This is a genomic window from Arthrobacter sp. PAMC25284 (assembly GCF_019443425.1).
Lineage (GTDB): Bacteria > Actinomycetota > Actinomycetes > Actinomycetales > Micrococcaceae > Arthrobacter > Arthrobacter oryzae_A.
In genome coordinates, this window is record NZ_CP080382.1 from 1,291,451 (window position 1) to 1,316,971 (window position 25,521).

The window sequence follows — 25,521 nt, forward strand, 5'->3', positions numbered from 1 at the left end:
CCCTCCATGGCTACCTGGGAACATCAAAATGAAAGAGCCCCTGATCTGCGTTTCCGCAGCTCAGGGGCTCTTTTCGGGTAGGGCTACTCGGACTTGAACCGAGGACCTTAGGATTATGAGTCCCGCGCTCTAACCAGCTGAGCTATAGCCCCCCGCCTCCGAAACTGGACAGGCCCCGTGGGGGCCGGACCACATCCGGGCAAAAAACACTCTAACAGGACTAGCCTGCCAGACCCGGCACTGGGACGCGCCAAGGGCGCCCTGTACCGGTCAGGGCAACCGGTCGGGTCAGATGACCAGATCGTCGTAACTGGCCCCGCGGTAGAGGTCCTCAAACGTCTGCAGCGTCCGTTTCATGCTGTGGCTTTCGACCATGCCGCGGCTGCTCTTACCCATCGCCGCGCGCTCATCAGCGGGCAACCCGAGAACCCGCACGAGCTTCGCCGCCAGATCATCGCTGTCGTTCGGGGTGAACAGGTAGCCGTTTTCGCCGTCGCGCACCAGGTGCGGCAGCGCCATAGCTTCCGCCAGCAGGACCGGGGTGGACGCGGACATCGCTTCGAGGGTCACCAGGGACTGCAGTTCGGCCGTGCCGGGCATGCAAAAGACATCCGCCGCCAAATAGGCCTGGCGGAGTTCGTCGTCGCTGGCCAGCCCCAGGAACGTGACCCTGTCCTGCAGCCCGAGCCTGGCGACCTGCGCCTCCAGTGCGGCACGAACTTCCCCGCCGCCAACGATTTCGAGGTTGATGTTGAGGTCTTTTGGCGTCTTGGCAACGGCGTCGATCAGCACGTCCACATGCTTTTCCTCAGCCAACCGGCCCACGAAGAGCGCCGTCGGGCTGGCGTGCGGCTCGAGGGATTCGTCGGGCCCCAGCTCATATGCCGCTGCGTCGATGCCGTTGGACAGTGGCAGGACCTTGCGCAGAAATGCATGCTCATGCATGGCCTTGGCCGCCAGCGGGGTGGGCGTTGTCACGACGTCGGCCTGGCCCATGACCTTGCCCATGTCCTTCCAGGAAATCCGTCCAATGATGTTCTTAAACCACTGCGGGAAGGGCAGGAACGGGTTCAGGTTCTCCGGCATAAAGTGGTTAGTCGCGATGACCCTGATGCCGCGCTTTACGGCCTCGTACAGGACGTGCTCACCAATCATGTAATGGCTCTGGATGTGGACCACGTCCGGCTGGATCCGGTCGAACAACAGGCCGATTTCCTTCTTGATCTGCCAGGGGAAGGTGACCCTGAAGTATTCGTGGGTGGGGACCGCGTGGGAGTGGATCCGGTGAACCGTGGCTTCTGACCTGAATTCGCTGAAACTGGGCCCCTTGTCCGCGCGGCAGGCAAGGACATGCACATCGTGGCCCCTGCCGGTCATCCCTTTGGCGAGACGGTACCCGAACTGGGCGGCGCCGTTGACGTGGGGCGGGTAAGTATCCGCGGCGATCAGGATGGTCAGCGGGTGCTGGTTATCGGGCATGGTCACGGGGAGAACTCCTGGTGGTCACGGTGCTGGCAGCTGGGTCGATGGTGGCCGGCTGGCCGTCGGCGCAGGCGCGCCGGGCCTGCTGCTGACGTCTGATCTGATGCCCTAGGACCGGCCCGAAGCCTTGCGCGCGTCCTTCTTGCGCTTGGTGACCTCGGGGTGGTGCCGTGAAAGGGCTATCACTCCCACGATAGCAAGGGTTGCCGCCGTCCCCATCGCGATGGCGGTCACGGATGGAACATCCGAACGCAACTCACCCAGGATGGCGATGCCGATTGCAATGCCCACGATGGGGTCAACGACGGTCAATCCGGCGATCACAAGATCGGGAGGACCGCCAGAATATGCGCTCTGGACAAACCATGATCCGAGTCCGCCTGCAGCAGCGATCGCGACGACGGAATACCACTGCACGTTCAGCAGGCCCAGTCCGTTGGGATCCAGCAGGTGCTTGCCGATGATGCGGGTCAGGACTGCCACGAAGCCGAACAGCACCCCGGCACCGAGGATGTAGATGAAGGCGCTCATCCGGTGCTTGAACATCAGGGCGAGCGTGCCGAAGAGTCCCACGGCCAGGGCCAGCAGCAGGACCACGGTGAGTTCATCGGTGGAGCTGACGTGATGGTTCTCCTGTGTGACATTTACTGCCAGCACCACGAACAGTGCGGAGCCCGCCACACAGGCCGAGATTGCCACCACCGTCGCCCGATTGATGGTCAGTCCCTGGTCTTTGGCGTTGACCACCGTCGTGATGACAAGGGCAATCGCACCGATCGGCTGGACTACTGTCAGCGGTGCGGTGACCAGGGCGACGGCGTTCATGGCCATGCCGGCGCCCAGCAGCATAAGCCCGAACATCCATCGGGGGTTCCGCAGCAGCCGCAGCAGTCCGTGGGCGCTCAGGGCCAGGCCACCCGTATCGGCCTTGACCGCGCTGCCCTGCCGCTGGGCGCCGATTGCGAGGCAGAAGGCGCCAAGGACCGCAAGAAGCACAGCGAACCAGACCATCAGCGCGGGCCGCCGTCGTCGCCCTTGAGCTCCCGGCCCTTGCGCAGGATCGCGCCGAAGTAGCTGTAGCCGGAGATCCAGTGGGCCACCAGCCCGGCGCCGAGGAAGATCCACGCAGCGGCCGCAAAAGCGTCGCCGGCCACGGCGGGGAATCTGGAGAGCACCAGCAGGGGCGTCCCGACCAGCAAAAGACCGGTCCGGAGCTTCCCGATGAGGCTCACCGGCAAATCCGGATGGCCCCGGAAGAAAAAGAGCGACGCAAACAGCAGGACCATGTCCGGAACCAGCAGCGCAGCCAGATACCACCACTCGAGGACGCCTGCGACGACGAGGGTAACGGCCACGGCGATCAGCGCCAGCCGGTCCGCAATCGGGTCCATGACCCGGCCGAGGTTGCTCATCTGGTTGAAGCGGCGGGCAATATAGCCGTCCACCCAGTCAGTGCTGCTCATGACGGCCAGCACCAGGGCGGCGTAGCCGAATTCCTGCTTCCACAGCACCAGCCAGACGAACAGCGGAACGCCCATAAAACGCACTACGGTCAGCGCGTTGGGGATGGTGAAGACAATGTCGTGGTGGACCTGGGGCTGGTCCTTTCGCCCGCCTGCGCCGATAAACTTCATCCGGTGCGCCGCTTCATGGCTGGCCATGTGGTCGCGTGGTAGTCCAGGGCCGCCGCCTAGCCCTTGAGCAGTTTGCGCAGCAGGAAGATGAAGGCAGCTGCGGAGGCTGTGAAGGCCATCAGCGGCCGCCAGCGCTCGCCGAGCCGGCCGGCCACCTGGCTGTCCGCCGCGGCTGCGGAGGCGTCCCGGGCAGCGGCCATGAATCCGGCGGTCTTGCCGCTGAGTAGTTCCCTGCCGTCCTCGAGCCTGGTCCGGGCGATGGCCAGCACGGCCTTCGCCTGAGGTGCGACGTCGAGTTCGGCGTCCAGTTCGTCCCGCACCCCTGTGAGGTGGGCGCGCCGCTGGTCCAGCCGGCGTCGAAGTTCACTTTCCGTCGGCGGGGGGCCAAAGTCGGGATCGGCGGCGGCCTTGGCTTCCTTCTCCGCCTTGGCCTTGGCTGCCGCCTCGGCCTTGGCGGCCTTGGCGGCCTTGTACTGCTCCGATTTCGGGTCCAATACCGCCGCATCAAAGGCGGAGCCTTCTTTGGCGATACCAAGATCGTGCTTGAGTCCGCGCAGCGTATCTTCCGGCATCAGCGGCATGGCTTTCTTAAACTTCCGAAGTCCGACGAGGGCAACGATCAGCGCAATCAGGAGAAACGCAGCGCACACCAGCAGCGCGGCAAGCCACGCCGGCATGATGGTGGCGAGCCCCATGATGGCCGCCACTACAAGGCCGATGACTAAAAGCATCACGAAGACGAGGGCGACGCCAAAGAACGCCGCGGCGATGCCCAGCTGGATGCCCTTGCGCTTGATCTCCACCTTCGCGAGGGCAATCTCATCGTTGAGTTGCCGGGGTGCCAGCTTAAAAATTAGCTTCAAAGTCCGGGGCAGCGCTGAAATGCGCAGTGCCTCGCTTGTCCCGCCGCTGTGACGTCCGCTCATCGGTCCCGCCTAACTGGTTCCATCCACCGTTCCGCTTGCGCGGGCTTGCCGGGTCTGCACAGCTTCGCACAGTCCCCGGGGTCAAAACTATCATTCAGGCCCTTCACGTGGTCCTGCCTCGGCTGGGTGGCGCGTCATGGGCTCCGGGCGCACCACGCGCTGGCTCGGCCCCTAGTATTGCCTCTGTGAGCATCCCAACGAATCCCGGCGATTTCCTGAGCCGCCGCCGCAAACTCCTGTACATCCTGATGCTCGGCGCGCTGAATGCCCTCGGACCGTTCACTGTGGACCTCTACCTGCCCGCGTTCCCGGCCCTGGAAGCCGGTCTCAACGCCACCCAGGCCCAGGTGCAGCTCACCCTGACCGGAACGTCCCTGGGCTTCGCGCTCGGCCAGCTCGTGGTGGGGCCGCTGAGCGACAAGTTTGGCCGGAGGTTTCCCCTGATCCTGGCCACCGCCATGCATATTGCCGCGTCCCTCGGCGCCGCACTCTCCACTGATATCGGCACGCTGGGCCTCTTCCGGGTGCTGATGGGCATCGGCGCCGCAGGAGGCGCTGTCGTCGCGATGGCCATGGTCCGCGATCTGTTCAGCGGCTACGCCATGGTCCGGATGTTCTCGAGGATGGCGCTCGTCAGTGGCCTCGCCCCGATCCTGGCGCCCGTCATCGGGTCCCAGCTGCTGCTGTTTATGCCCTGGCCGGGCATCTTCCTGTTCCTCGCAGGCTACGGCACAGCCGTCATCGTCGCCGCGATTTTTGTGATCCGCGAGACGCTGCCTGCGGAGCACCGCGGACAGACCGGCCTGACCATGAGGCAGCGGTACCGCGTCTTGTTCACCGACCGGATCTTTGTTGGGCTGCTACTGGTGGGCGGTTTGAACTTCGGCGGGCTTTTCACCTATCTGTCCGCGTCCCCGTTCTTGTTCCAGAACGTCTTCGGATTCAGCCCGCAGGAGTACGGCCTGCTCTTTGGCATCAATTCGCTGGCCATCGTTGCCGGTGTGCAGACCAGTTCGCGGCTGATCAAGCGGGTCCCTCCGCAATGGATTCTGGCCGGCTCCACGACCTGGATGTTCCTGATGGCCGTCCTGATTGTTGTCCTGGACCAGCTGGGCGCCGGCTTGTGGGGTGTCTTGGTGCCGCTTTGGTTCTACATCCTGGGGACCGGCTTTACGTTCCCCACCGTCCAGGTCCTGGCACTGGCCAAGCACGGGGCGCAAGCCGGGACTGCTGCGTCGCTGTTGGGAGCGGCGACGTTTACGGTAGCCGGACTCGTCTCCCCCGTGGTCGGTTGGCTCGGAGGCAGCTCGGCGACACCGATGGGCGCGGTCCAGGCGGTCTGTATCCTGCTGGCTGCCGCTGCCCTGTGGCTCATCGTCAGGCCCCGCACAGTCCCTTCCATCCACTAGACCCGGGTCCAGCCTCCTCCGGCCCTGTCCTCCGCGGGACATGCCCAGTCTTCGGGCCCGCGACTGGGCATAACCGCATCATGTCCAACCGCCAACCCCGGCGCGGGGCATGTCCCTGGGGACGGTGTGAGGACGTTGCCGCCCGGACCTGTTCCGGGAACCAGCGAGGGCGATAAAGTTGTGCTCATGCCCCATTGGGAGGATCCCCCGCCTCTACCGGCCGCATGGCAGCGGCGCGACGCCGCGATCCTGCCGCTGTGGTGGGAGCGGCTGTGCCGCCAGACCAGCCCCCAATCGGCGGCCATCTATGCAGCGGGCCTGTTCACCGATGACAGGCGGCGCCCGATTGCCCAGTGGTATAACGAGGCGGCCGACGCGGCCCTCCTGGTGGCCCCCGAGAGCTCCCCGGAGTGGCCGGTGCAACGGTTCGGCATCTTTTATGCCCCGCCCGGCGGCGGCTTCACGCATGTGAACTCGGCACCGCATGAGTGGCATCCGCGCCAGCCCCGGCAGTCCCCCACCGAGCAGGAGGCCTTCCTGGCCGCCGTGGTCGAGGCGGAACGGTTTCTTCAGGTGGAGATGTACTTCGTCTGAGCTGCCCCGTGCGCGCCGGCAATGCACAAAAAAAGGTCCCGCAGCCAGTGTATTCACCGGCTGCGGGACCCGCTGGCTCCTCCTGCTGGACTTGAACCAGCAACCCTTCGATTAACAGTCGAATGCTCTGCCAATTGAGCTAAGGAGGAATGAAGCAGGTATGACTTTAGCAGAGGTTTTGCCGCTACGGAAATCGGTCGGGCCGCGCCTCCAGACGCCGCCAAAAATACCCCCTCCGGGTATAAAAAAGTCCCCGTTCCGGTTGCCCGGAACGGGGACTGCGCGCTCCTCCTGCTGGACTTGAACCAGCAACCCTTCGATTAACAGTCGAATGCTCTGCCAATTGAGCTAAGGAGGAATGAAGCGGGTACTAGCCTAGCAAACACCCGGCCGGGAAGTGAAATCGCCGGCTCAGGCGTCCGAGCGCAGTGCCCGCCGTCGCATCTCCAACTCCATCAGTTCGCGGTTCAGCCGCTGGAATTCCTCGGGATCAGCCGAGGCGTCCAGACGCTGCAGCTGGCCCATTTTCTCCGCCTTCACCCTGGTGATCTGCAGCTCAAACAGGCGCGCCAGAATATCGCGACAGTACCGCAGCACCCCGTCTGCCGTGCTGGCCGGCAGCGGGACGACGGCGAGTTCGGACACCAGCGGCCGCAGCGGCTCAGGGACTTCCTGCAGCATCTGCTCCACCCAACGCACGGAATCCCCTGCCAGGCCGAGGCCTGTTGCCCGGATGGCCTCGTGGATGGCCAGATACGCCGGGGTCGAGAAGCGCGCCTCGGAGAAACGCAGCCAGGTCTCGCCTTCCAGCAGGCCCGGCTCCTGGAGGGCGACCTCCAGGGCCTGACGCTCCATGGCCGCCACCGGGTCCCGGGGGTCCGGCCGGTTGAAGGACGGCAGGACGGCCGACGGCGGCAGCGGCGCCACGCCCGGCGCCGTCCCCGGCGGGCGGCCCTGCCCCTGTCCGCCGCCGGTGCCGTGTCCCGATCCGCCCGACTGCTGCTGGGCGGCACGTTTGGTGGCCCCGCCGACGGCCCGGCTGACGTCCTCGACCGGCATGCCAAGCCAGCCGGCCAGCTCACGGGCATAGGCCGGACGGATGCCGGCGTCGCGGATCTGGGCTACCACCGGCGCGGACTCACGCAGTGCCGCGATCCGGCCTTCCACGGTGTCCAGGTTGTGCCGCCGGAGAGTGGCCCGGATGGCGAATTCGAACAGCGGGCGGCGAGTCCCGATCAGGTCCCGGACGGCGGCGTCGCCCTTGGCCTGGCGCAGCTCGCAGGGATCAGCGCCGCTGGCCTCGACGGCAACGTAGGTTTGCGCCACGAAGCGCTGGTCCTCTTCAAAAGCGCGCAGCGCCGCCTTCTGGCCGGCGGCGTCGCCGTCGAACGTGAAGATGACCTCGCCCCCGCTGCCGTCGTCGGACAGCAGCCGGCGGGCGATTTTGATGTGTTCGGTGCCGAAGGCCGTCCCACAGGTGGCCACGGCGGTGGGGATGCCGGCCAGGTGGCAGGCCATCACGTCGGTATAGCCTTCCACGACCACGAGTTGGCGGTCCTTGGCGATGTTGCGCTTGGCCAGGTCAATTCCGTAGAGGACCTGTGATTTTTTGTAGAGTGCGGTCTCCGGGGTGTTGAGGTATTTGGGGCCCTGGTCGTCCTCGTAGAGCTTGCGCGCGCCGAAACCGATGGTGTCCCCGGCGATATCGCGGATCGGCCAGATCAGCCGCCCACGGAAGCGGTCGTAGATCCCCCGGTTGCCTTCCGAGAACATGCCGGTGAGCTTCAGTTCGGGATCGGTGTAGCCGCGGCCCCGGAGGTGTTTGAGCAGCGCGTCCCAGCCCTGGGGCGCGTAGCCGACGCCGAAGTGTTCGGCCGCCGCGCGGTCGAAGCCCCGGGCGTGCAGGAAGTTCCGGCCTTCGGTGGCGCCGGGTGTCAGCAGCTGGGCGCGGAAGAACTCGTCGGCGACTTTGTGGGCGTCGAGGAGCCGCTGGCGTCGGCCGATGTCTTCCCGGTTGGGTCCCGAACCGCCGTCCTCGTAGCGGAGTTCGAAGCCGATCCGGTGGGCCAGTTTCTCTACAGCCTCATGGAACGTGGTGTGGTCGAGTTTCTGCACGAAGGAGATGACATCGCCGTCCTCGCCGCAGCCGAAGCAGTGGTAGCGGCCTGCCTGGGGGCGGACGGTGAACGACGGCGAGCGCTCGTCGTGGAACGGGCACAGTCCCTTGTATGACCCCAGCCCCGCCCCCTTGAGGGTGACGTAGCCGTCGACGACTTCCTTGATGTCCGTGCGCTGGCGGACTTCGTCGATGTCTTCACGTTTAATCAGGCCGGCCACAATGCCATCCTAGTGCCGGGCCCGGACACGCACCGGCGCAGTCCGCGGCGGCATGGCAGCGCCGCCGCCGGTGCCCGGCCGTGCTGCCAACGGAATCACGGTCACCGCACCCACCGTCACCACAGTGACGGCAGGCTGCCGACAAGCCGCTCGTACATGGCGAGCGCGGAGCCGTCCGTCAGGGCTGCAACCTGGTCGATCACTACGCGCAGCCGTGCGCCGTCGTCGGCCGCGTCGCGCCAGTCTGCCGCATACATCGGTTCCAGGTGCCGGTCTCCCGTGGCGCGCAAGGCCGTGACCAACGCGTGCAGGACCTCGCGCTGGCGTTCGTAGATGGGCTGGCGGTGCTCGGTGGTCATCACGAAGGTGGTGGCCAGACCCTTCATCACGGCGATTTCCATCACTGTCTCGTCCGGGACGATCAGCTCGGCGTTATAGCGGGTCAGGTTCTCCGGCCCGTACACGGCCCGGGTAGTCTCCAGCGCGCTCTGGCAGAACCGCCCAATGAGCTGGCTGGTCATGTCTTTCAGCGCACCCATCGCCTTGCGGCTGCCATCAGCCTCGCGCACCCAGACATCCGTGGCCTCGAGCCGGGCCAGGGCGGCATCGATCGCGGCGGGATCGTTGTGCGGCAGATACCACTGCTTGGCGTAGCCCACGACCCGGGCACGGTGGTCCGGGTTGTCCATCCAGCGCAGCTGGAAGTGGCCAGCCACGATCGCGTCCTCGACGTCGTGCACGGAGTAGGAGATGTCGTCCGCGAGGTCCATCACCTGGGCTTCAAGGCAGGACCGGCGCTCCGGTGCGCCTGCCCGGATCCAGTCGAAAATCGGCAGGTCGTCCTCATAGGCGCCGAACTTGCTGGTCCGCTCACCATGGATGACCGGGGCGTCCGCGGCGGACCAGGGGTACTTGGCGGCGGCGTCCAGGCTCGCCCGGGTCAGATTCAGCCCGGCGGGGCTGCCGTCCGCGGCCAGGACCTTGGGTTCCAGCCGGGTCAGCAGGCGCAGCGTCTGCGCGTTGCCTTCGAAGCCGCCGATATTGTGCGCCATCTCGTTCAGGGCGGATTCGCCGTTGTGCCCGAACGGCGGATGGCCGAGGTCGTGGCTCAGGCAGGCGGTGTCCACGACGTCCGGGTCGCAGCCCAGGGTGCGGCCCAGCTCGCGGCCCACCTGGGCCACCTCGAGGCTGTGGGTGAGGCGGGTGCGGACGAAGTCATCCGTGTCCGGTGCGACCACCTGGGTCTTGGCGCCCAGCCGGCGCAGCGCCGAGGAGTGCAAGACGCGGGCACGGTCGCGCTCAAAGTCGGAGCGGTAGCTGGTCTTCGTGGGCTCTTCCACCCAGCGTGCGGCATCGCGGCCGGTGTAGCCGTCGATCACGGGGGCCGAGGTTCGGGTCTCAGCCACCGGAGACGTCCAGTTCGGCCAGGGAGATTTCGCGGGACTGGGCTGCGTCGAGCCTGCGGTCCAGCAGCCAGTCCTTGGGCAGGGCCGGTTTCTTGGGTGAGCCAGCGCGCCCGCGCGGCCCCTCCGCGTCCACACCTGGATACGGGGAGTCAAGGTCCAGCTGGTCCAGGGTCCCGCGGAGCACCTCCAGGCTGGTCACGAGCGCCAGTTTGGTCCGCAGTTCACTGCCGACCACGTAGCCCTTGAAGTACCAGGCCATGTGTTTCCGGATCTCGCGCAGCGCCTTGCCCTCATCGCCGAAGGTCTCAACCATCAACTGGGCATGCCGGTACACCCCCTCGGCTACCTGCCGCAGCGCCGGTTTGTGGCGTTCGCTGCTGCCTTCGAAGGCAGCCATGAGGTCCCCGAACAGCCACGGCCGGCCCTGGCAGCCCCGGCCTACAACGACGCCGTCGACGCCGGTTTCCCGGACCATCCGGACGGCGTCTTCCGCGGACCAGATATCCCCGTTGCCGAGCACGGGAATGTCCGGCAGCGCTTCCCGCAGCCGGGCGATCGCGGACCAGTCCGCCTGGCCGGAATAGAACTGGGCCGCTGTGCGGCCGTGAAGTGCGACGGCGGCGACACCGGAGTCACGGGCGATCCGGCCGGCGTCGAGGTAGGTCAGGTGGTCCTCGTCGATGCCTTTGCGCATCTTGATGGTCAGCGGGACGTTGCCCCGGGACGCTTCCTTGACCGCGGTCTGGACAATCGCGGTGAAGAGGTCAATTTTCCAGGGCAGGGCCGATCCGCCGCCGCGCCGCGTCACCTTGGGGACAGGGCAGCCGAAGTTCAGGTCGATGTGATCCGCCCGGTCTTCCTCGACGAGCATCCGCACGGCCGCACCCACCGTGACCGGATCCACGCCGTAGAGCTGAACCGAACGGACCTTTTCATCGTCGTCGTGCGAAATGATGCGCAGCGATTCCGGGGTGCGTTCCACCAGCGCGCGGGAGGTAACCATCTCCGCGACGTAGAGTCCGCCGCCATACTCGCGGCAGAGCCGGCGGAAGGCGGAGTTGGTGATACCCGCCATCGGAGCCAGGATCACGGGGGTATCCACCGTGATGGGGCCCAGCTTCAGGGGCGGGAGTTCCAGCTTCGGGGCGGGAGGCGTTGCTACGACAGTCACCTGTCCATTGTCTCAAAGCCGGGCAAATCGGTGGGGATCGGCGCCGGCTATGTGGACAGCGGGCCTTCAGCCGCGGATGGCGGCCCCGGCGGCCCCGCGAGTCCCCGGTTCCAATTCCGTCCCGCCGGACGGTTCGCCGCCGCGGCCGGCGTCCGGTTCCGTCGCTCCGCTGCCGGTCCGGTCCGTGGACATCGCGGCGGCATCGGCCTGCCCGGAGCCGACCCGGACAGGCCGCATGGCTGAGACGGTCCGGCCGCTTTGACCACAACCACCGCCATCAGCGTCGTCACGGGAACAGCCAGGACGAGTCCCATGGAATCGGCCCGGGTGAATGTCCAGGTGAGCGTGAGGCTCCCCTCAGCAGTCAACCCCATGGGAGAAACCTTGCGGCGTGCTGGGGGAACGATCAGCACGAACCGGATCCGCCGCGCCGGGGCGTTGGGCCGGGGCGTTGGGCCTTTAGGCAGGGGTGATGTTCTGGTTGATGTGGAAGAGATTCTGCGGGTCGTACTTGGCTTTGACGGTCTTCAGCCGGTCATAGTTGGGCCCGTAATTCTCTGCAACCCGGGACTGGTCGTCACCATCCATAAAGTTGATGTAGCCGCCGGGCGCCGAATAGGGGCGCAGGGCCGCCGCATACTCCTTCACCCAGGCGGTGTTCGCTGCATTGTCCGCCGGGTCCTCCCAGAGACCCGCGATGACCGGGGCGAAGTTCACGTTCCGGTTGGCGAACGCCGTGTCGGTCGCGCCGACCCGCTGCACCGCCCCGTCGATGGGGTAGATGTGGACAGCGGTTTGCACGCTGGGGATCGTTGACCCGTAACGGATGTGCGCGTCGATGGCGCCGTCATTGAGCTCCTCAAGGAAGTCGGCCTTCCAGTATCCCTGCAACCCCTTGTGGACCAGTTCGTCGAAGGCCATGTTCAGCGCCGGGTAGGGCATCGGCCCCACCATGGAACCGGCCACCGGAGCCGCGTCCAGGAACGGTTGCCAGCGGGCAGCGCCCTCGGCCGGGTCTCCGGTCCACATTCCGACGACGACACACACCGGCTTGCCATGGAATTCCTCCGGCAGGAATGGCACTGGCGGCCCCTGGGCAAATCCAAGGAACGCCCCCAACTCCTCGGGCGCCGACGCCAAATGGTCCCGGTAGAACTTCGCTGCCATTTCCGCATGCTCGAGGGCGTAGACCACGATGCCGGCGTGGACCATGTCCACCGGATGGAGCCGGAACTCCAGCGAGGTGACGACGCCGAAGTTTCCGCCGCCGCCTTGCAGGGCCCAAAAAAGGTCTTCATTTTCGCTGCTGCTGACCGTGAGGAACTTACCTTCCGCGGTGACGACGTCGGCCGAGATCAGGTTGTCGCAGCTGAGTCCGTACTTCCGGCTCAGATAGCCGATACCGCCACCAAGGGTCAGCCCTGCGACCCCGGTGGTGCCGATGATGCCACCTGTGGTCGCCATCCCGAAGGCGTGCGTCGCGTGGTTAAAGTCCGCCCACGTAGCCCCGGCCTCGGCCCGCGCGGTCCGGGGTCCCGGATCAACCCGGACGCCCCGGGTATTTCCGAAGTCGATCACCAGCGCGTCGTCCCAGGTGCCGAAGCCCGGCGCACTGTGGCCCCCACCGCGAACGGCCAGGTCGATCGAGTGGTCCCGCGCGAAATTGACACAGGCGATGACATCGGCAGGCTGGGACACGTGCACCACGGCCGCAGGCCTCTTATCAATCATTCCGTTGTGCACGGCCCGCGCGGCGTCGTACTCTTCGTCGCCTGGGGTGATGACGTGTCCCCGGACCTGCTCCCGCAGGTCATCCAGGGCAATGGTTGCGCTCATGATCATTACCGCCGTAGTTCCGTGAGACCACGGACCGGACGATGGACTTCGGCTCCCAGCGCGCAAACGACCGGCGGATACCCTCTCAGGCCTACTCCAGGCTTTCGGACCCCGTCAAGGGCACTCCGGCGCACCCGGCAACGGGCTGCGGCGGGCTGCACCGGGTTGCTGCGGCGGGCTTAGGCGGGAAGAGCGCGGGCGTCCTCCCGCCCATCGCGGACCGGCGCGGCTCCGAATGCTTGTTGGAAGCCCGGGAATCCCGAGCCTCTGTCAGCGGTTGCAGCAGATACCTGAATTACCGGCTGCGGAACCCTAGGGTGGGTAATTGACGGATGAGGATACGGAGGACACTGGCGTGGCCAAGGAGATAAAAGACGACCGCGAGCCCGCTGTGGGCGGGCCGGGCCCCGATGCCCGGGCCGTGCTCAGCATCGCCGAAGCCAAGGGACAAACCCGCGGTGTGGCCCTCGTGCTCCACGGCGGACAGGCGAACAGTTACGATACGGTCAGCCGCCTGCGTCTGAGCCCGGTCCGCATGGTGCCTTTTGCCCGGGCCTTGCACGGCCAGGGCGGACCGCACGGCCTCGCCGTCTGGACGCTCCGGTACCGGTACCGGGGATGGAACGGCGAGGATATGTCCCCTGTCCACGATGCCCGCTGGGCGCTGGCCCACATTGCCCGTGAACACCCCGGCGTGCCCGTCTACATCCTCGGCCACTCCATGGGTGGCCTTACGGCGCTGTGCGTCGCGGATGATCCCCAGGTGCACAGCGTGGTTGCCCTGGCTCCGTGGCTCAACGCGGAAACCCCGGTGGACCGGGTCGCCGGGCGCCGGATCCTGATCGTCCACGGCACCGCCGACCGCTGGACCAGCCCGGAGAATTCCCTGGCATACGCCCGCCGCGCCGGCGGCGTGGCCGACACCGTGGACTATGTGGCGCTGACTAGTGCCGGACACTTCATGCTGCGGCGTCTGGCCCTCTGGAACTCGCTGTCCACCGGGTTCATCCTGGATGCGTTCGGCAACCACACCGGGACCCTCGCCCTGGCCGGCCATGCCGAACTTCGCAAGGTTCTGCCCGAAGCCGGCGCGGCCCTCCCGCTGGTGCTCTGATGCTGCGCCGCGGCCATCCGGACCAGGCGCCCTCGCATGTCCTCCTGCCCCGCCCCGCTGATTGGAGCACCTGATGCCACAGTTCCCGCTTGAGGCCTTCCTCGCCAGTTTGCCCTGGGTGGCGGCGGGCATCGTCGTCTTGCTCGCCGTGACCTTCGCCGTCGCCGTGCGAAAAAAGCACCACTCGGTGATAGACACCGTCTGGGGTCTGGGATTTGTGGTGGCTGCCGCTGTGTCCTGGCTGCTGTCCGCCGGTCACGGCGACGACGGCAGGCGGCTGCTGCTGATGGCCCTCGTGGCCGTTTGGGGCATCCGGCTGGCGGTCCATATCGGCATCCGGGCGCACGGCAAGGATGAGGACCCGCGCTATGTCAAGATGTTGTCCTCGGCACCGGGCTCGCGGGACGTCTACGCGCTGCGGAAGGTGTACCTGCCGCAGGGCCTGCTGATGTTCTTTATTTCCCTGACGGTGCAGGTCGGGATGTTCGGCACCGCCGGGCTCGGCTGGCTGGCCGTGCTGGGCGGACTCGTCTGGCTGCTGGGCCTCGTCTTCGAAACCGTCGGCGACCGGCAACTGGAACAGTTCAAAGCCGATCCCGCCAATAAGGGCACCGTCCTGAACACCGGCCTCTGGCGCTATACGCGCCATCCCAACTACTTCGGCGATGCCGCCGTGTGGACCGGACTGTTCCTCGTCGCCGCCGACTCATGGCCCGGCGTCCTGACCGTGCTGTCCCCCGCGGTGATGATCTGGCTGCTGGCACGCGGCAGCGGCAAACCATTGACGGAAAAAGCCATGTCCAGCCGGCCCGGCTACAAGGAATACGTGGAGTCCACCTCCGGGTTCATTCCGTGGCCGCCGCGCCGATGACGGTAGCGACGGCTCTAACAGTCCCCGCGGCACCCGCAGTCCGGGGAGGCCGCCGGGGCCCTCAACAGACCAGCAGGAGGCGCCATGACCCGGCGGTCGCGGCCTGACGACCGCGTTTACCGGTTCCTCACCCGCACCGGCCTGTTATTGCGCCGGCTCTTCGGCATCCGGGTGATTGTCACCGGCCGCGAGCATCTGCCTGCGGCCGGGCCGCTTAACGGTGCGTCCCGCCGGGCAGTCCCGGGAACCGGCGCGGTCATCGCCATCACCCATTTCGGCTACCTCGACTTCGCCTTCGCCGAGATGCTGTTGTGGAGGACCAGTCGCGCCCAGCTACGGTTCCTGATCCACCAAGGCGCGGCCGACCACTGGCTGGCCAGACCCGTGGTCAGCGCTGCCGGCCACGTGATTGTGCCGCACGGCGACCGGAGCGGCACCTACGACGCCGCCGTCGCGAAGCTTCGTGCGGGCGAGTACATCGGCATCCTGCCCGAAGCCGGCGTCAGCCGCAGCTTCCGGGTCCGGGAATGCCGGACCGGGGCCGTCCGGATGGCGGCCGAAGCCGGCGTGCCGATCATTCCGGTCTCTGTCTGGGGCGCGCACCGGCTTCTGACCCGGCACCACGGGTTCTCCCCGTTCCGCGCCTGGCGCGCGCCGGTCCGAATTCATGTCGGCGAACCCCTGCTGCCGGAGCAGCTCCCGGGGAACGGGGCCGGCCCATTCCCGGACCGGTCCGGGGCCATACACGCAGCCACGGACCGCCTCCGGGCGGTCCTCCAGTCCGGGATCGATACGGCGACGGCGGATTTCCCGCTGCGTCCGGGGTCCGGCTCCTGGTGGATGCCCGCGCACCTCGGAGGTGGCGCGCCCAGCGAGACGGAGCGACAGCAAATGGAGGAAGCTGAGGGCCCGCGCCGGGCCCGCGGCGGCCGCATCAGGCACAGCACTCCTTAGGGCAAGCCGGGAAACCAACTGACCCGCAGCGGTTGTCCCGTCCCCCGGGGGACCGGACACCGCTGCGGGTCAGCCTGCAATAGCGTCTGTGCACGAACCTCGTCAGTCGGAAACGACCAGGGTTTCGCTCCCCTGCACCCGTGCTTTGCCGCTGTCCAGCAGCGGCTCGACAACGGTGCGCAATGCAGTCATGGAATCGTCCAGTTCCAGCAGCACCGGGTGCTGGAACGCAATCAACGCCAGCAGGTCCCGGATGGCAGCCTCGGCCCCGGCCCCGCTGAGCTGCGGTTCGTGGCCGAGGAACACCTCGGTCGGTCCGTCGGCGGCCGCACCCTCGGACGGGTCCTGACCGTGAATCCTCTGCGCATAGCTGATGGCGAACGCCTCCAGCCTGCCCTTCCGGCTCGCCGGCACACCCTGGCCGAACGCGGAGGCCTTCGGCGCCCGCACCACGATCGCGCCGTGGGCTCCGCTCAGGTCGTCCAGGAACAACCGCTGCACCATAGCGATGCTGAGGTCGCCGGGCTGGTCCCAGCCGTGGACGGCGCTGTAATAGCGCCCGACGACGTCGCTCAATTCGACCGAGCCGGTCGCGAGATCCTCTACCTGTTCGGCAGCAGCGGCCTCGGAACCGTCACCGAAGACCGGCAACTTGAGCGCGGCCGGCTCGACGGCGACGAGCCGGGAGCGCTGGATCGGGGCCAGTCCGGCCGCCTCGGCGAAGGCGGCGCCGGGGGTGCCGGGTTCGACCTTGCAGCGCAGCCGGGTGACTCCCGACGGCGATTGGGAGGCTTCGTGCCGGAGCAGGCTCAGCAGTGTGGATCCGACGCCCGTGCGGCGGTGGTCGCGGGCGACCTCGATGTAGGCCCAGAGCCGTTCCGGGTGCAGGGCGGCCTCGTGGACCACGGCCGCCGCCACGGGGATGGCGACGCCGTCGACGACGTCTTCGGCCACGATGCACCGACGCCACGGGGCGTTTGCCGAAGGCGCCAAGGTGCCACGGAACTGTCCGGCCTGGACCGTTTCAGGCCCGCCCCAGATTTCCAGCAGCGCGAGGTCATCGCCCTCGCGCCAGGCGCGGTATTCGATGGCCATGCTCAGGCGCCGATCAGGCGTGCGGCCAGGTAGCCCTCCACCTTGTCCAGCGAGACGCGCTCCTGGCTCATGGTGTCGCGTTCACGGATCGTGACGGCCTGGTCATCGAGGGTGTCGAAGTCCACCGTGATGCAGAACGGGGTGCCGATCTCGTCCTGGCGGCGGTAGCGGCGGCCGATGGCGCCGGCGTCGTCGAAGTCGATGTTCCAGCTCTTGCGCAGCTGGGCGGCGAGGTCCTTGGCTTTCGGGGACAGGTCCTCGTTGCGGCTCAGCGGCAGCACTGCGGCCTTGACCGGAGCGAGGCGCGGATCGAGCTTGAGGACCGTGCGGACGTCGACGCCGCCCTTGGCATTGGGTGCCTCGTCCTCGGTGTAGGCGTCGATCATAAACGCCATGAAGGACCGGGTCAGGCCCGCGGCCGGTTCGATCACGTACGGGGTGTAGCGCTCGTTCGTGGCCTGGTTGAAGTAGCTCAGGTCTGCGCCGGAGGCCTTCGCGTGGGTGGAGAGGTCGAAGTCGGTGCGGTTGGCGATGCCCTCGAGCTCGCCCCATTCCGAGCCCTGGAAACCGAAGCGGTATTCGATGTCCGTGGTGCCCTTGGAGTAGTGGCTCAGCTTCTCGAGCGGGTGTTCGAAGAAACGCAGGTTGTCTTCGCGGATGCCCAGGCCGGTGTACCAGGACATGCGTTCCTTCATCCAGTATTCATGCCACTGCTCATCCGTGCCGGGCTCCACGAAGAACTCCATCTCCATCTGTTCGAACTCGCGGGTGCGAAAGATGAAGTTGCCGGGTGTGATCTCGTTGCGGAAGGACTTGCCGATCTGGCCAATGCCGAACGGCGGCTTCTTGCGGGAGGTGGTGAGGACGTTGCTGAAGTTCACAAAGATACCTTGGGCAGTTTCGGGCCGCAGGTAGTGCATGCCTTCCTCGCTGGCCACCGGGCCGAGGAAAGTCTTGAGCAGGCCGGAAAATTCCTGGGGTTCGGTCCACTGGCCACGGGTGCCGCAGTTGACGCAGGCGATGTCCTTGAGGCCGTTCTCGGCCGGACGGCCTTTCTTCTCCTCGTATTCCTCTTCGAGGTGGTCCGCGCGGAACCGCTTGTGGCAGGACAGGCACTCCACCAGCGGGTCCGAGAACACGTCGACGTGGCCCGAGGCTTCCCATACCTGGCGGGGCAGGATGACTGAGGAATCGAGGCCGACGACGTCTTCGCGGCCGCGGACCACGGACTGCCACCATTGGCGCTTGATGTTTTCCTTCAGCTCGGCGCCGAGGGGCCCGTAGTCCCACGCGGACCGGGAGCCACCATAGATTTCACCGGCCTGGAATACGAACCCGCGGCGCTTGGCGAGGGAAATGATCTGGTCGAGGACGGTTTTTGCTGCCATGGGTGACTCCATTTTCTCCAGGGCCGCTGGGTGCGGTCCGCGGTTTGAGCCCCGGGGGCTCCGGCTGGATGCCGGACGGGGCGGGATAAATCAGGTGGAACGAAGGAACAGTACGTGCACGGCAGCACCGCCGGCACGGCGGACTGCACAGACACGGCGGACTGCACAGACACGGCGGACTGCACAGCCACGGCGGACTGCACGAAGCGGTGCCGGGCTCGTAGCGCTGAGGTTGCCTGCAGGAAGCTGCGCCTCTTAGCCTACCGGCCCGCTGCCATTTCGGACCGCTACCTTTTCAGGGTGCCCCGCGGCCAGGGCAGCGTGGCCAGGATGATGGCGATGAGCGTCAGGAACGTGCCCAGGACCGTAGGCAACGCCACGACGGATCCGGGGACGGGCAGCAGCAGGTCCAGCCCAAGGGATCCAAGGAGTTGGCCGGCGATCATGCCGAGTCCGGTGACCAGGACCCCCAGGCTGCGGACCAGCAGCGCCCCGACGCCGATGAAGATGCAGCCCAAGGGACCACCCAGGTAATACCACCATTGGTCCGGCAGTGCGTTGCCGGGACCGGCGACGGCGAGCTTGATCAACCACGAGACCCCCAACACCACGAACCCGGCGATGAAGTTGACCAGGGTCGTGGCGATCGGGGTGCCGTAGTGAACCGTGGCCGTGCCGTTCATGGCCTGTTGGAAACTGACCAGCAGCCCGGCCGCGACAGGCACCAGCAAGATGATCAGGAGTGGCCCGATGCCGGTTCCGCCGCCACCGGTCGGTCCGGCCAGGCGCGGGGATACAGCCCAGAGGACGGAGGCGATGGTCAGGAGGCTGCCGAGTACGCGGATGCCGGTGACGGACTTCTTGCCCGCGGGCCCGATGCCCATCCGGTCCACCAGCAATCCGCTGACCGTCTGTCCGGTGACTGTAGCGACGGTGAACAGTGCGACGCCCAGGGCGCCTACCGTGAATGACTGGGCGAAAACGAAAAAAGCTCCGATGCCGCCCGCCATCGCATAGTACGGCGGGAACCGGCGTTGCCGCAGCGCCGGCAGGATCCAGACCAGCCCTGCCCGGCCCCGCGGCAGGATGAGTGAGACGGCGACCATTACGATGAGTCCGATCGTGAAACTGACCACGGCCGCGGCTATCCCGTCGTCCAGAACGATTCCGAGGGCGCCGTTGATCCGTCCCTGGACAGGAATGAGCAGTCCGGCGGCCACGGCGAGCGGCAGGCCCAACAAAAGCGGCAATTGTGGTGTGGACGTCATTGCTGCCACTTTCTGTCAGGCATCATTGCTTGTATGAGCAACCGGGAAATTGAAGACATTGCCATTCGCGACGACATGATCCGGCTGGGCCAGCTGCTGAAACTGGCAAGCCTGGTCGAGGACGGCGTCGAAGCCGCGGAACTGATCAAGAATGGCCTCGTGAAGGTCAACGGCGAAATCGACGACCGGCGCGGCCGTCAGCTGCATCACGGGGACACGGTCAGCGTCAATGACCGGACCGTTCGGATCAGTACGCCCGCCGGCGACTGACTCTGCGTCCTGGCCGCGCGGGCGGCACCATGGTCATTTCCGGCCGTTGAGCACCTCATGCGTCAGGAACTCCGAGACGTGGCCGATCTCCTGCTGGTTGATGCCGTGCCACATGCCGGCGTAGAGCACCTTGGTGAGCTTGACATGCCGGCGCACCCAGCCCATCGTGAACTCGATTTTGTCCTGCGTGATCACCGGATCCTGCTGGTCCCGCCCCCAGAACATCGGCACGGTCCCGTCCAGTTGGGCGTCCCGGAAGCTCGTGTCCGGGCCGGCGTCGACAACAAACCCTGAGAGCCCGACGACGGCGGCGAAGTCCGCGGGCCGCTGGCGCAGCATCGTGGTGGCCATGGCCATGCCCATCGAGAATCCGAGCAGCGTCACCGAGGGGTGGTTGGCCTTCACTGAGTCCAGCCAGTCCAGCACGTACGATGACGCATCCATCACGGCGTCGAGGGTGTAGTCGATGGAGGCCGTCAGCGGGAACCAGGTGAAGCCGGGACCCGTGGCGATGGGCGCGCGCACGGCGGCGACAACAAAGTCCGCGGGCAACAGTTCGGCCAGACTGAAAAGATCCTGTTCGTTGGCGCCGTGGCCGTGCAGCAGGATCAGCAGTGGTTTACCGGCGCGGTCCGCCTCGGACTTGGACCACAGGACGACGGGTGCAGGGAAGGCATCAGCAGGCATCATGGTTCCATTCTTACAGTTACCGAACAGTAACAACCTACGGGTGGCGCCGCTTCGCGGGAACGGTCAGGATGTGAGGGTGAGCGAAACCGGAGCCTTGAGGAAAACGCCGGTCGGCGTCGGCATCCACCCGTGGACGCGCTATGTGGCCATGGGCGATTCGTTCACCGAGGGAATCGGTGACCCCGAACCGGCAAGTCCGGGAGGCCACCGCGGCTGGGCGGACCGGGTCGCCGAGGAGTTGAGCCGTGGCCACAGCGACTTCGCCTACGCCAACCTTGCCGTCCGTGGCCGGTTGCTGCAGCAGATTGTCGACCAGCAAATGGCGCACTGCCTCTCCTTACGGCCGGACCTCATCTCGCTCTCAGCGGGCGGCAATGACCTGATCCGCCCCGGCGGCGATCCCGATGTATTGGCCGAGAAGCTGGATTCAGTAGTCCAGATCCTGAGCCTGGGCGGTGCCACGGTGGTCTTGTTCAACGGTCCGGATTCGGGGGCTTCGGTGCTTGGCCGGATCCGGAGCAAGATTGCGATCTACAACGAGAACCTTCGTACCGTCGCGGCCCGGCACGATGCTGTGATCGCGGACATGTGGTCCCTGCGCCAGCTCCGTGATCCGCAGATGTGGGACGCCGACCGGCTGCACTTTTCACCCCTCGGCCATCACACCATCGCTGCAATGGTGCTGGATGCGCTCAATGTCGAGCACAGCCTGGAGCCGCTCTCCCCCAAGCCCCTGCCACAGGCCGGCTGGCGGGAGGCCCGCTCCGGCGATCTGGTGTGGGCCAGGGAGTACTTTGTGCCGTGGGTGGTCCGCCGGTTGCGGCACCAGTCATTGGGCGACGGCGTCACGGCCAAGCGGCCCTCGCCGGGCCCGGTCTTCGGTCCCGGGGTGCCGTTGGGGTCCGGCGAGGGCCCGCCCGGCACCGACGAGCCCGCACGCTTGTGACCCGGTGCCATACTGGAAGGACACTCCTGAGAGGTGCAGTACCGTGAGCAATCTGTTCTTATGGATCATCATTTTATCCTTCCTGGTCCCGATGGCGCTGCGGATGTACCGGAGATCCGTGCAGCGCCGGAACCAGGACCAGGGCCTGAACAGCGGCTATCCGGGTCAGCCGGACGGGCGGGCCCCGGGTGCGTTCGGACCATTCCCGGGCCAGTATCCAGGCCGGCCAAATACCCAGCCGCGGGATGGCTACACCCAGCAGGACTATTTCAGTGGCGGGTTCCGGCCGCCCTACCCGGGCCAGCCGGTGCCGCCCCTGCCCCAGCCCCACCCGGAGCAGGGCTACCCCGGACAGGGCTACCCCGGGCAGGCCTATCCGGGCCAGCCGATCCCGGACGCGGCCCCCTACCAGGACAGCCCCGGATATACGAAGAATCCGCCGTCCTCCCAGCAGCCGCCGACCGGCGGCCCCGGCGCCCCGGCCCCGGCGGCCTCCCCGTCAACCCCACAGGGGTTCCGGGCGCGCAAGCTCGCGGAACTCGACCGGCGCTACAGCGACGGCGAACTTGCCATGGAGGAATACATGGCCCTGCGTGCCGAAATCATGAAGGGCTGACCACCGATCAGTTGACCTGCGGGAAACCAAGGTCGATCACTGAGGTGGAGGGATCGGGCCAGCGGGTGGTGACCACCTTGCCGCGGGTGTAGAAACGGATGCTTTCCGGGCCGTACATGTGGGTGTCGCCGAAGAGCGAGTTCTTCCACCCGCCGAAGCTGAAGGTGCCCACCGGGACCGGAATCGGGACATTGACACCCACCATGCCGACCTCGACGTCGAATTCGAACTGCCGGGCGGCACCGCCGTCGCGGGTGAAGATGGCCACACCGTTGCCAAATTCGTTGTCGTTGACCAGCTGCACGGCGTCGCTGTAGCTTTCCACCCGCACCACGGACAGGACCGGGCCGAAGATCTCATCGTCGTAGACCTTCATACCTGGCTTGACATGGTCAATCAGGCTGACGCCGATGAAGAAGCCGTTGGAATCGAACTCCTGCGTCCGGCCGTCCACCACGACAGTGGCGCCTTCGTCCGCAGCGCCGCCAACGTAGGAGGCGACCTTGTCGCGGTGCTCGGCGGTGATGAGCGGCCCCATCTGCGAGGCCGGGTCCGTGCCCGGGCCGATCTTCAGCTCGGCCATCCGGCTCGTGATCGCCGCAATGAGGTCATCGGCGATGTTACCCACCGCAACCAGCACGCTGACCGCCATGCAACGCTCTCCGGCGGAGCCGTAGGCGGCTGAAATGGCGGCGTCGGCGGCCATATCGAGGTCAGCGTCGGGCAGAACGACCATATGGTTCTTGGCCCCGCCGAGGGCCTGGACACGTTTGCCGTGGTCCGCGGCGCGGCGGTAGACGGACTGGGCGATCGGTGTGGAGCCGACGAAGCTGATTGCTTTGACCTCCGGGTGTTCGAGGAGGACGTCCACGGCTTCCTTGTCTCCGTGCACCACATTGAGGACCCCTGCCGGCAGGCCGGCTTCCATAAAGAGCTGGGCGATGAAGACGGCTGAGGACGGGTCCTTTTCGCTAGGCTTGAGCAATACCGTGTTACCGCACGCCAGCGCGCTGCCGATCATCCACAGCGGCACCATGGCAGGGAAATTGAACGGTGTGATGCAGGCAACGACACCGACGGGCTGGCGCACCGAGTGGACGTCGACGCCGCTGGCCACCTGTTCGGAGCGCTCCCCCTTGAGCGCCTGGGACAGCCCGGTGGCGAATTCGATGTTCTCCAGACCGCGGGTGATCTCGCCCTCGGCGTCGGAGAGGACCTTGCCGTGCTCGCTGGTCAGGATCGCTGCCAGCTCGGGGCGGCGCTGCAGGAGCAGTTCGCGGACGCGGAAGAAGATGTTGGTGCGTTTGGCCAGGCTCATCGCCCGCCAGCCGGGCAGGGCGGCGCGGGCGGCCGCGATGGCCTCCTCGACACGTGCCGCCGAAGCCAGCACCACTTCCTTTTCCTGCTCGCCGGTGGCCGGGTTGAAGACCGGGCCGAAGCGCTCGGCGTCGTGGATCAGTTCGCCGTTGATGACGTGTGGGATGCGTTCCATGGGATCTCTTTCGTGAAGTGTGTCGTGAAGGCCGGTACTGCGGCGTGCTAGCGAGCGGCGTCGAGGGAACCGTCGACGAGCTTGACGATCATGGAGCAGTCCATGCCGGACTGGCCGGAGTCGATCAACCGCTGGAAGAGCTGCTGGACGTGCTCGCCGATTTCGAGCGGGGTGCCGGTGTCGCGGGCGGCGCTGATGGCCAACCCGATGTCCTTATTGGCCAGCTCGGTGGTGAACGTGGGCGCGAAGTCGTTGTTTGAGGCGGCGGTGGGCACAACGCCGGGCATCGGGTACCAGGTCCGCATGGCCCAGCTGTCCCCGGAGGAGACAGCTGCGATGTCCCAGAAGGTCTGCTTGTCCAGGCCCAGCCGGTCAGCCAAAACGGCCCCCTCGGCCGCCGCGGCCAGGCTGATGAAGAGCATGAGGTTGTTGCAGATCTTTGCGGCCTGGCCGGATGTTGCACCGCCGGTCGGGAAGATGTTGGCGGACATCGGCGTGATGTAAACGCTCGCATCGGCGACGGCTCCGGCCTCTCCGCCGACCATAAAGGTCAGGGTTCCGGCTTTCGCTCCGCTCATTCCGCCGGAGACGGGGGCATCAACAAAGCGGAAGCCTGCCTCCGCAGCGGCGTCGTGCAGGGCCTGGGCGGAGGCGATGTCTATCGTCGAGGAGTCGATGAGCAACGTGCTGGTGACGGCGTGGGCGAGTACGCCGTCCGGGCCGAGGTACACGGCGCGGGCGTGCTCACCCTTGGGCAGCATGGTGAAGACAGCATCCGCCCCCGCGACTGCCTCGGCGATACCGGCCGCGGGCTTGACACCCGCAGTTTCGGCGGCGGCAACGGCCTCGGGATTGAGGTCGAACCCACGCACTTCGTGGCCGGCGGCTACCAGGTGTCCTGCCATGGACCCGCCCATGTTCCCCAGTCCGATCCAAGCGATTACTGCCATGACGAAAGCTCCTTTGCTCGTGGTGTGCTGTGGCCTGTGTCAACCATCACACGCTGCTAGAGTGCATTCAAGGTAAAAAACCACAGACGGCGTGTGCATGAATGCACAGATGTAGGAGCGGCACCAGATGGACCTGAAGCGGCTACCGAGCCCGGATGACCTGCTGATCCTGCTGACGGTGGCCCGGCTGGGCCGGTTCAACGCTGTCGCGGAAACTCTGGGCACGACCCACACCACCATTTCGCGGCGAATTCTGGCATTGGACAAACAACTCGGGGGCCGGACCCTCGAACGCATCCCGCACGGCTGGGAACTCACCGAACTCGGCAGCCAGGCGGTGGCCGCTGCCGAATCGATTGAGGGCACCCTTGGCCTCCTCGCCGGGCGGCTCAGCCACAGCGGCGACACGCTCTCCGGCGTCGTCCGGATCAGCACTCCCGACGGTTTTGGCGCCGAGTTCGTGGCCCCGGCCCTCGTGCGCCTGCAGCGTGCGCACCCCCTGCTCAACGTCGAACTGCTCAGCGACACCCGCAAGGTCAGCAGAAACCGGTCCGGGGTGGACCTGGAAGTGGTGGTCGGCAACCTCGAACCCGGCAACGCCCAGCCAATTTTTCTGAGCAACTATTTCCTGCGGCTGTACGCGAGCCCCTCGTACGCCAGGGATCACGGGCTTCCTGAGACCCTGGATGATGTCCGGCAGCACGGCTTCGTCTCGTACGTGGAGTCCGCGCTCAAAGTGGAGGAACTGGGCCACCGGTCCACCCAGTTGCCGGTCCCCCGGTCCAGTTTCCAGGCGACGAGCATCTTCGCCCAGGTCGAGGCTGTGCGCCGCGGTGCCGGCATCGGACTGCTGCCGAACTTTATGGTGACACGCAGGACCGGGCTCCTGCCGGTACTGCCCCATGACTTCCAGCGCCAGCTCCCCATCTGGGCGGTGGCGCGTGCCGAATCGCTGCGCTCGGCCGCCGTCCAGGCCGTGCTCGCCTCGCTCCGCAGCGAAATCCAGGACCGCGGGGAAGACCTCGGCGGTTAGGGCGCGAGACTGCGGCAGACGACAGCCGCCCCCGTCCGG

At 66.6% G+C, this 25,521-nt stretch carries 24 protein-coding genes and 3 tRNA genes; 9 read left to right on the forward strand and 18 right to left on the reverse strand.

What is annotated here, in order from left to right:
- Positions 1 to 78: 78 nt before the first annotated feature.
- From KY499_RS06095 to KY499_RS06115, 5 genes are all read right to left on the reverse strand, one after another.
- Positions 79 to 152 (reverse strand) — tRNA-Ile (locus KY499_RS06095).
- Between the two features lie 136 nt (positions 153 to 288).
- Positions 289 to 1,485 carry a glycosyltransferase gene (locus KY499_RS06100; protein ID WP_123254545.1) on the reverse strand — a complete coding sequence of 399 codons (1,197 nt, stop codon included), beginning with the start codon at positions 1,483 to 1,485 and terminating at the stop codon, positions 289 to 291.
- 105 nt (positions 1,486 to 1,590) lie between these two features.
- The gene (locus KY499_RS06105) at positions 1,591 to 2,493 is read right to left on the reverse strand and encodes a DMT family transporter (protein ID WP_123254546.1); all 903 of its coding nucleotides are present in this window, start codon (positions 2,491 to 2,493) and stop codon (positions 1,591 to 1,593) included.
- Positions 2,493 to 3,116: a CDP-alcohol phosphatidyltransferase family protein gene (locus KY499_RS06110; RefSeq protein ID WP_219886932.1), complete on the reverse strand. Its 624-nt coding sequence runs from the start codon at positions 3,114 to 3,116 to the stop codon at positions 2,493 to 2,495. The genes KY499_RS06105 and KY499_RS06110 overlap by 1 nt, the downstream gene beginning before the upstream one ends.
- A 56-nt stretch (positions 3,117 to 3,172) precedes the next feature.
- Positions 3,173 to 4,042 carry a phage holin family protein gene (locus KY499_RS06115; protein ID WP_219886490.1) on the reverse strand — a complete coding sequence of 290 codons (870 nt, stop codon included), beginning with the start codon at positions 4,040 to 4,042 and terminating at the stop codon, positions 3,173 to 3,175.
- A gap of 185 nt (positions 4,043 to 4,227) precedes the next feature.
- Here KY499_RS06115 and KY499_RS06120 point away from each other — a divergent pair, with 185 nt between their 5' ends.
- Positions 4,228 to 5,451, forward strand: a complete 1,224-nt coding sequence (locus KY499_RS06120; RefSeq protein ID WP_123254548.1) for a multidrug effflux MFS transporter — start codon at positions 4,228 to 4,230, stop codon at positions 5,449 to 5,451.
- Between the two features lie 186 nt (positions 5,452 to 5,637).
- Entirely contained in the window at positions 5,638 to 6,045 is a 408-nt protein-coding gene (locus tag KY499_RS06125) for a hypothetical protein (protein ID WP_123254549.1), read from the forward strand.
- A gap of 73 nt (positions 6,046 to 6,118) precedes the next feature.
- On the opposite strand, the gene KY499_RS06130 is transcribed toward KY499_RS06125, so the two are convergent.
- The 7 genes from KY499_RS06130 to KY499_RS06160 all read right to left on the reverse strand — a co-directional run bounded on the left by KY499_RS06130 (position 6,119) and on the right by KY499_RS06160 (position 12,795).
- Positions 6,119 to 6,194: transfer RNA gene (locus tag KY499_RS06130), tRNA-Asn, on the reverse strand.
- Between the two features lie 136 nt (positions 6,195 to 6,330).
- Positions 6,331 to 6,403, reverse strand: a tRNA-Asn gene (locus KY499_RS06135).
- A gap of 53 nt (positions 6,404 to 6,456) precedes the next feature.
- Positions 6,457 to 8,382: a DNA primase gene (gene dnaG / locus KY499_RS06140; protein ID WP_123254550.1), complete on the reverse strand. Its 1,926-nt coding sequence runs from the start codon at positions 8,380 to 8,382 to the stop codon at positions 6,457 to 6,459.
- A gap of 116 nt (positions 8,383 to 8,498) precedes the next feature.
- Entirely contained in the window at positions 8,499 to 9,788 is a 1,290-nt protein-coding gene (locus tag KY499_RS06145; RefSeq protein ID WP_219886492.1) for a deoxyguanosinetriphosphate triphosphohydrolase, read from the reverse strand.
- The gene (gene dusB / locus KY499_RS06150; RefSeq protein WP_219886494.1) at positions 9,781 to 10,959 is read right to left on the reverse strand and encodes a tRNA dihydrouridine synthase DusB; all 1,179 of its coding nucleotides are present in this window, start codon (positions 10,957 to 10,959) and stop codon (positions 9,781 to 9,783) included. Before dusB ends, KY499_RS06145 begins: the two co-directional genes overlap by 8 nt.
- A 66-nt stretch (positions 10,960 to 11,025) precedes the next feature.
- On the reverse strand, positions 11,026 to 11,196 hold the full coding sequence (locus KY499_RS06155; RefSeq protein ID WP_219886496.1) for a hypothetical protein: 171 nt from the start codon (positions 11,194 to 11,196) through the stop codon (positions 11,026 to 11,028).
- 222 nt (positions 11,197 to 11,418) lie between these two features.
- On the reverse strand, positions 11,419 to 12,795 hold the full coding sequence (locus KY499_RS06160) for an FAD-binding oxidoreductase (RefSeq protein ID WP_219886498.1): 1,377 nt from the start codon (positions 12,793 to 12,795) through the stop codon (positions 11,419 to 11,421).
- Positions 12,796 to 13,150: 355 nt separating this feature from the next.
- On the opposite strand from KY499_RS06160, the gene KY499_RS06165 reads away from it, so the two are divergent.
- The 3 genes from KY499_RS06165 to KY499_RS06175 all read left to right on the forward strand — a co-directional run bounded on the left by KY499_RS06165 (position 13,151) and on the right by KY499_RS06175 (position 15,734).
- Complete coding sequence (locus tag KY499_RS06165) at positions 13,151 to 13,909, forward strand: alpha/beta hydrolase (protein ID WP_258190991.1); 759 nt, start codon at positions 13,151 to 13,153, stop codon at positions 13,907 to 13,909.
- A gap of 73 nt (positions 13,910 to 13,982) precedes the next feature.
- On the forward strand, positions 13,983 to 14,780 hold the full coding sequence (locus KY499_RS06170; RefSeq protein WP_123254554.1) for a DUF1295 domain-containing protein: 798 nt from the start codon (positions 13,983 to 13,985) through the stop codon (positions 14,778 to 14,780).
- 84 nt (positions 14,781 to 14,864) lie between these two features.
- On the forward strand, positions 14,865 to 15,734 hold the full coding sequence (locus KY499_RS06175) for a 1-acyl-sn-glycerol-3-phosphate acyltransferase (protein ID WP_219886501.1): 870 nt from the start codon (positions 14,865 to 14,867) through the stop codon (positions 15,732 to 15,734).
- 102 nt (positions 15,735 to 15,836) lie between these two features.
- Here KY499_RS06175 and KY499_RS06180 read toward each other — a convergent pair whose 3' ends face one another.
- From KY499_RS06180 to KY499_RS06190, 3 genes are all read right to left on the reverse strand, one after another.
- Positions 15,837 to 16,829, reverse strand: a complete 993-nt coding sequence (locus KY499_RS06180) for a GNAT family N-acetyltransferase (protein WP_219886503.1) — start codon at positions 16,827 to 16,829, stop codon at positions 15,837 to 15,839.
- A 2-nt stretch (positions 16,830 to 16,831) separates the two neighbouring features.
- Positions 16,832 to 18,217 (reverse strand): glycine--tRNA ligase, encoded by a 1,386-nt coding sequence (locus KY499_RS06185; RefSeq protein WP_123254557.1) that lies wholly within the window; start codon positions 18,215 to 18,217, stop codon positions 16,832 to 16,834.
- A 287-nt stretch (positions 18,218 to 18,504) separates the two neighbouring features.
- On the reverse strand, positions 18,505 to 19,485 hold the full coding sequence (locus KY499_RS06190) for a DMT family transporter (RefSeq protein ID WP_219886505.1): 981 nt from the start codon (positions 19,483 to 19,485) through the stop codon (positions 18,505 to 18,507).
- A gap of 33 nt (positions 19,486 to 19,518) precedes the next feature.
- Here KY499_RS06190 and KY499_RS06195 point away from each other — a divergent pair, with 33 nt between their 5' ends.
- On the forward strand, positions 19,519 to 19,755 hold the full coding sequence (locus tag KY499_RS06195; protein WP_123254559.1) for an RNA-binding S4 domain-containing protein: 237 nt from the start codon (positions 19,519 to 19,521) through the stop codon (positions 19,753 to 19,755).
- Positions 19,756 to 19,788: 33 nt separating this feature from the next.
- Here the strand turns inward: KY499_RS06195 and KY499_RS06200 are convergent, their stop codons facing one another.
- Positions 19,789 to 20,445 (reverse strand): alpha/beta hydrolase, encoded by a 657-nt coding sequence (locus KY499_RS06200; protein ID WP_219886507.1) that lies wholly within the window; start codon positions 20,443 to 20,445, stop codon positions 19,789 to 19,791.
- Positions 20,446 to 20,593: 148 nt separating this feature from the next.
- Here KY499_RS06200 and KY499_RS06205 point away from each other — a divergent pair, with 148 nt between their 5' ends.
- Together KY499_RS06205 and KY499_RS06210 are read left to right on the forward strand one after the other, a co-directional pair.
- Positions 20,594 to 21,391 carry an SGNH/GDSL hydrolase family protein gene (locus KY499_RS06205; protein ID WP_258191068.1) on the forward strand — a complete coding sequence of 266 codons (798 nt, stop codon included), beginning with the start codon at positions 20,594 to 20,596 and terminating at the stop codon, positions 21,389 to 21,391.
- A 43-nt stretch (positions 21,392 to 21,434) separates the two neighbouring features.
- Entirely contained in the window at positions 21,435 to 22,007 is a 573-nt protein-coding gene (locus tag KY499_RS06210) for a hypothetical protein (RefSeq protein ID WP_219886509.1), read from the forward strand.
- Between the two features lie 7 nt (positions 22,008 to 22,014).
- On the opposite strand, the gene KY499_RS06215 is transcribed toward KY499_RS06210, so the two are convergent.
- Positions 22,015 to 23,499 carry a CoA-acylating methylmalonate-semialdehyde dehydrogenase gene (locus KY499_RS06215; RefSeq protein ID WP_123254563.1) on the reverse strand — a complete coding sequence of 495 codons (1,485 nt, stop codon included), beginning with the start codon at positions 23,497 to 23,499 and terminating at the stop codon, positions 22,015 to 22,017.
- Between the two features lie 47 nt (positions 23,500 to 23,546).
- Positions 23,547 to 24,449 (reverse strand): 3-hydroxyisobutyrate dehydrogenase, encoded by a 903-nt coding sequence (mmsB, locus tag KY499_RS06220; RefSeq protein WP_123254564.1) that lies wholly within the window; start codon positions 24,447 to 24,449, stop codon positions 23,547 to 23,549.
- 127 nt (positions 24,450 to 24,576) lie between these two features.
- Here mmsB and KY499_RS06225 point away from each other — a divergent pair, with 127 nt between their 5' ends.
- A complete protein-coding gene (locus KY499_RS06225) occupies positions 24,577 to 25,482 on the forward strand; it encodes a LysR family transcriptional regulator (protein ID WP_219886513.1) in 906 nt (301 codons plus the stop codon).
- Positions 25,483 to 25,521 lie beyond the last annotated feature (39 nt).

Bases quoted from the DNA above. Each gene is read 5' to 3' on its own strand.
- KY499_RS06175 (WP_219886501.1), top strand. From the start codon at position 14,865: ATGACCCGGCGGTCGCGGCCTGACGACCGCGTTTACCGGTTCCTCACC.
- KY499_RS06105 (WP_123254546.1), bottom strand. From the start codon at position 2,493: ATGGTCTGGTTCGCTGTGCTTCTTGCGGTCCTTGGCGCCTTCTGCCTC.
- KY499_RS06170 (WP_123254554.1), top strand. From the start codon at position 13,983: ATGCCACAGTTCCCGCTTGAGGCCTTCCTCGCCAGTTTGCCCTGGGTG.
- KY499_RS06125 (WP_123254549.1), top strand. From the start codon at position 5,638: ATGCCCCATTGGGAGGATCCCCCGCCTCTACCGGCCGCATGGCAGCGG.
- KY499_RS06180 (WP_219886503.1), bottom strand. From the start codon at position 16,829: ATGGCCATCGAATACCGCGCCTGGCGCGAGGGCGATGACCTCGCGCTG.
- KY499_RS06225 (WP_219886513.1), top strand. From the start codon at position 24,577: ATGGACCTGAAGCGGCTACCGAGCCCGGATGACCTGCTGATCCTGCTG.
- KY499_RS06190 (WP_219886505.1), bottom strand. From the start codon at position 19,485: ATGACGTCCACACCACAATTGCCGCTTTTGTTGGGCCTGCCGCTCGCC.
- KY499_RS06215 (WP_123254563.1), bottom strand. From the start codon at position 23,499: ATGGAACGCATCCCACACGTCATCAACGGCGAACTGATCCACGACGCC.
- KY499_RS06205 (WP_258191068.1), top strand. From the start codon at position 20,594: ATGGGCGATTCGTTCACCGAGGGAATCGGTGACCCCGAACCGGCAAGT.
- KY499_RS06115 (WP_219886490.1), bottom strand. From the start codon at position 4,042: ATGAGCGGACGTCACAGCGGCGGGACAAGCGAGGCACTGCGCATTTCA.
- KY499_RS06200 (WP_219886507.1), bottom strand. From the start codon at position 20,445: ATGATGCCTGCTGATGCCTTCCCTGCACCCGTCGTCCTGTGGTCCAAG.
- KY499_RS06195 (WP_123254559.1), top strand. From the start codon at position 19,519: ATGAGCAACCGGGAAATTGAAGACATTGCCATTCGCGACGACATGATC.
- KY499_RS06155 (WP_219886496.1), bottom strand. From the start codon at position 11,196: ATGCGGCCTGTCCGGGTCGGCTCCGGGCAGGCCGATGCCGCCGCGATG.
- KY499_RS06160 (WP_219886498.1), bottom strand. From the start codon at position 12,795: ATGAGCGCAACCATTGCCCTGGATGACCTGCGGGAGCAGGTCCGGGGA.
- KY499_RS06185 (WP_123254557.1), bottom strand. From the start codon at position 18,217: ATGGCAGCAAAAACCGTCCTCGACCAGATCATTTCCCTCGCCAAGCGC.
- KY499_RS06110 (WP_219886932.1), bottom strand. From the start codon at position 3,116: ATGAAGTTTATCGGCGCAGGCGGGCGAAAGGACCAGCCCCAGGTCCAC.
- mmsB (WP_123254564.1), bottom strand. From the start codon at position 24,449: ATGGCAGTAATCGCTTGGATCGGACTGGGGAACATGGGCGGGTCCATG.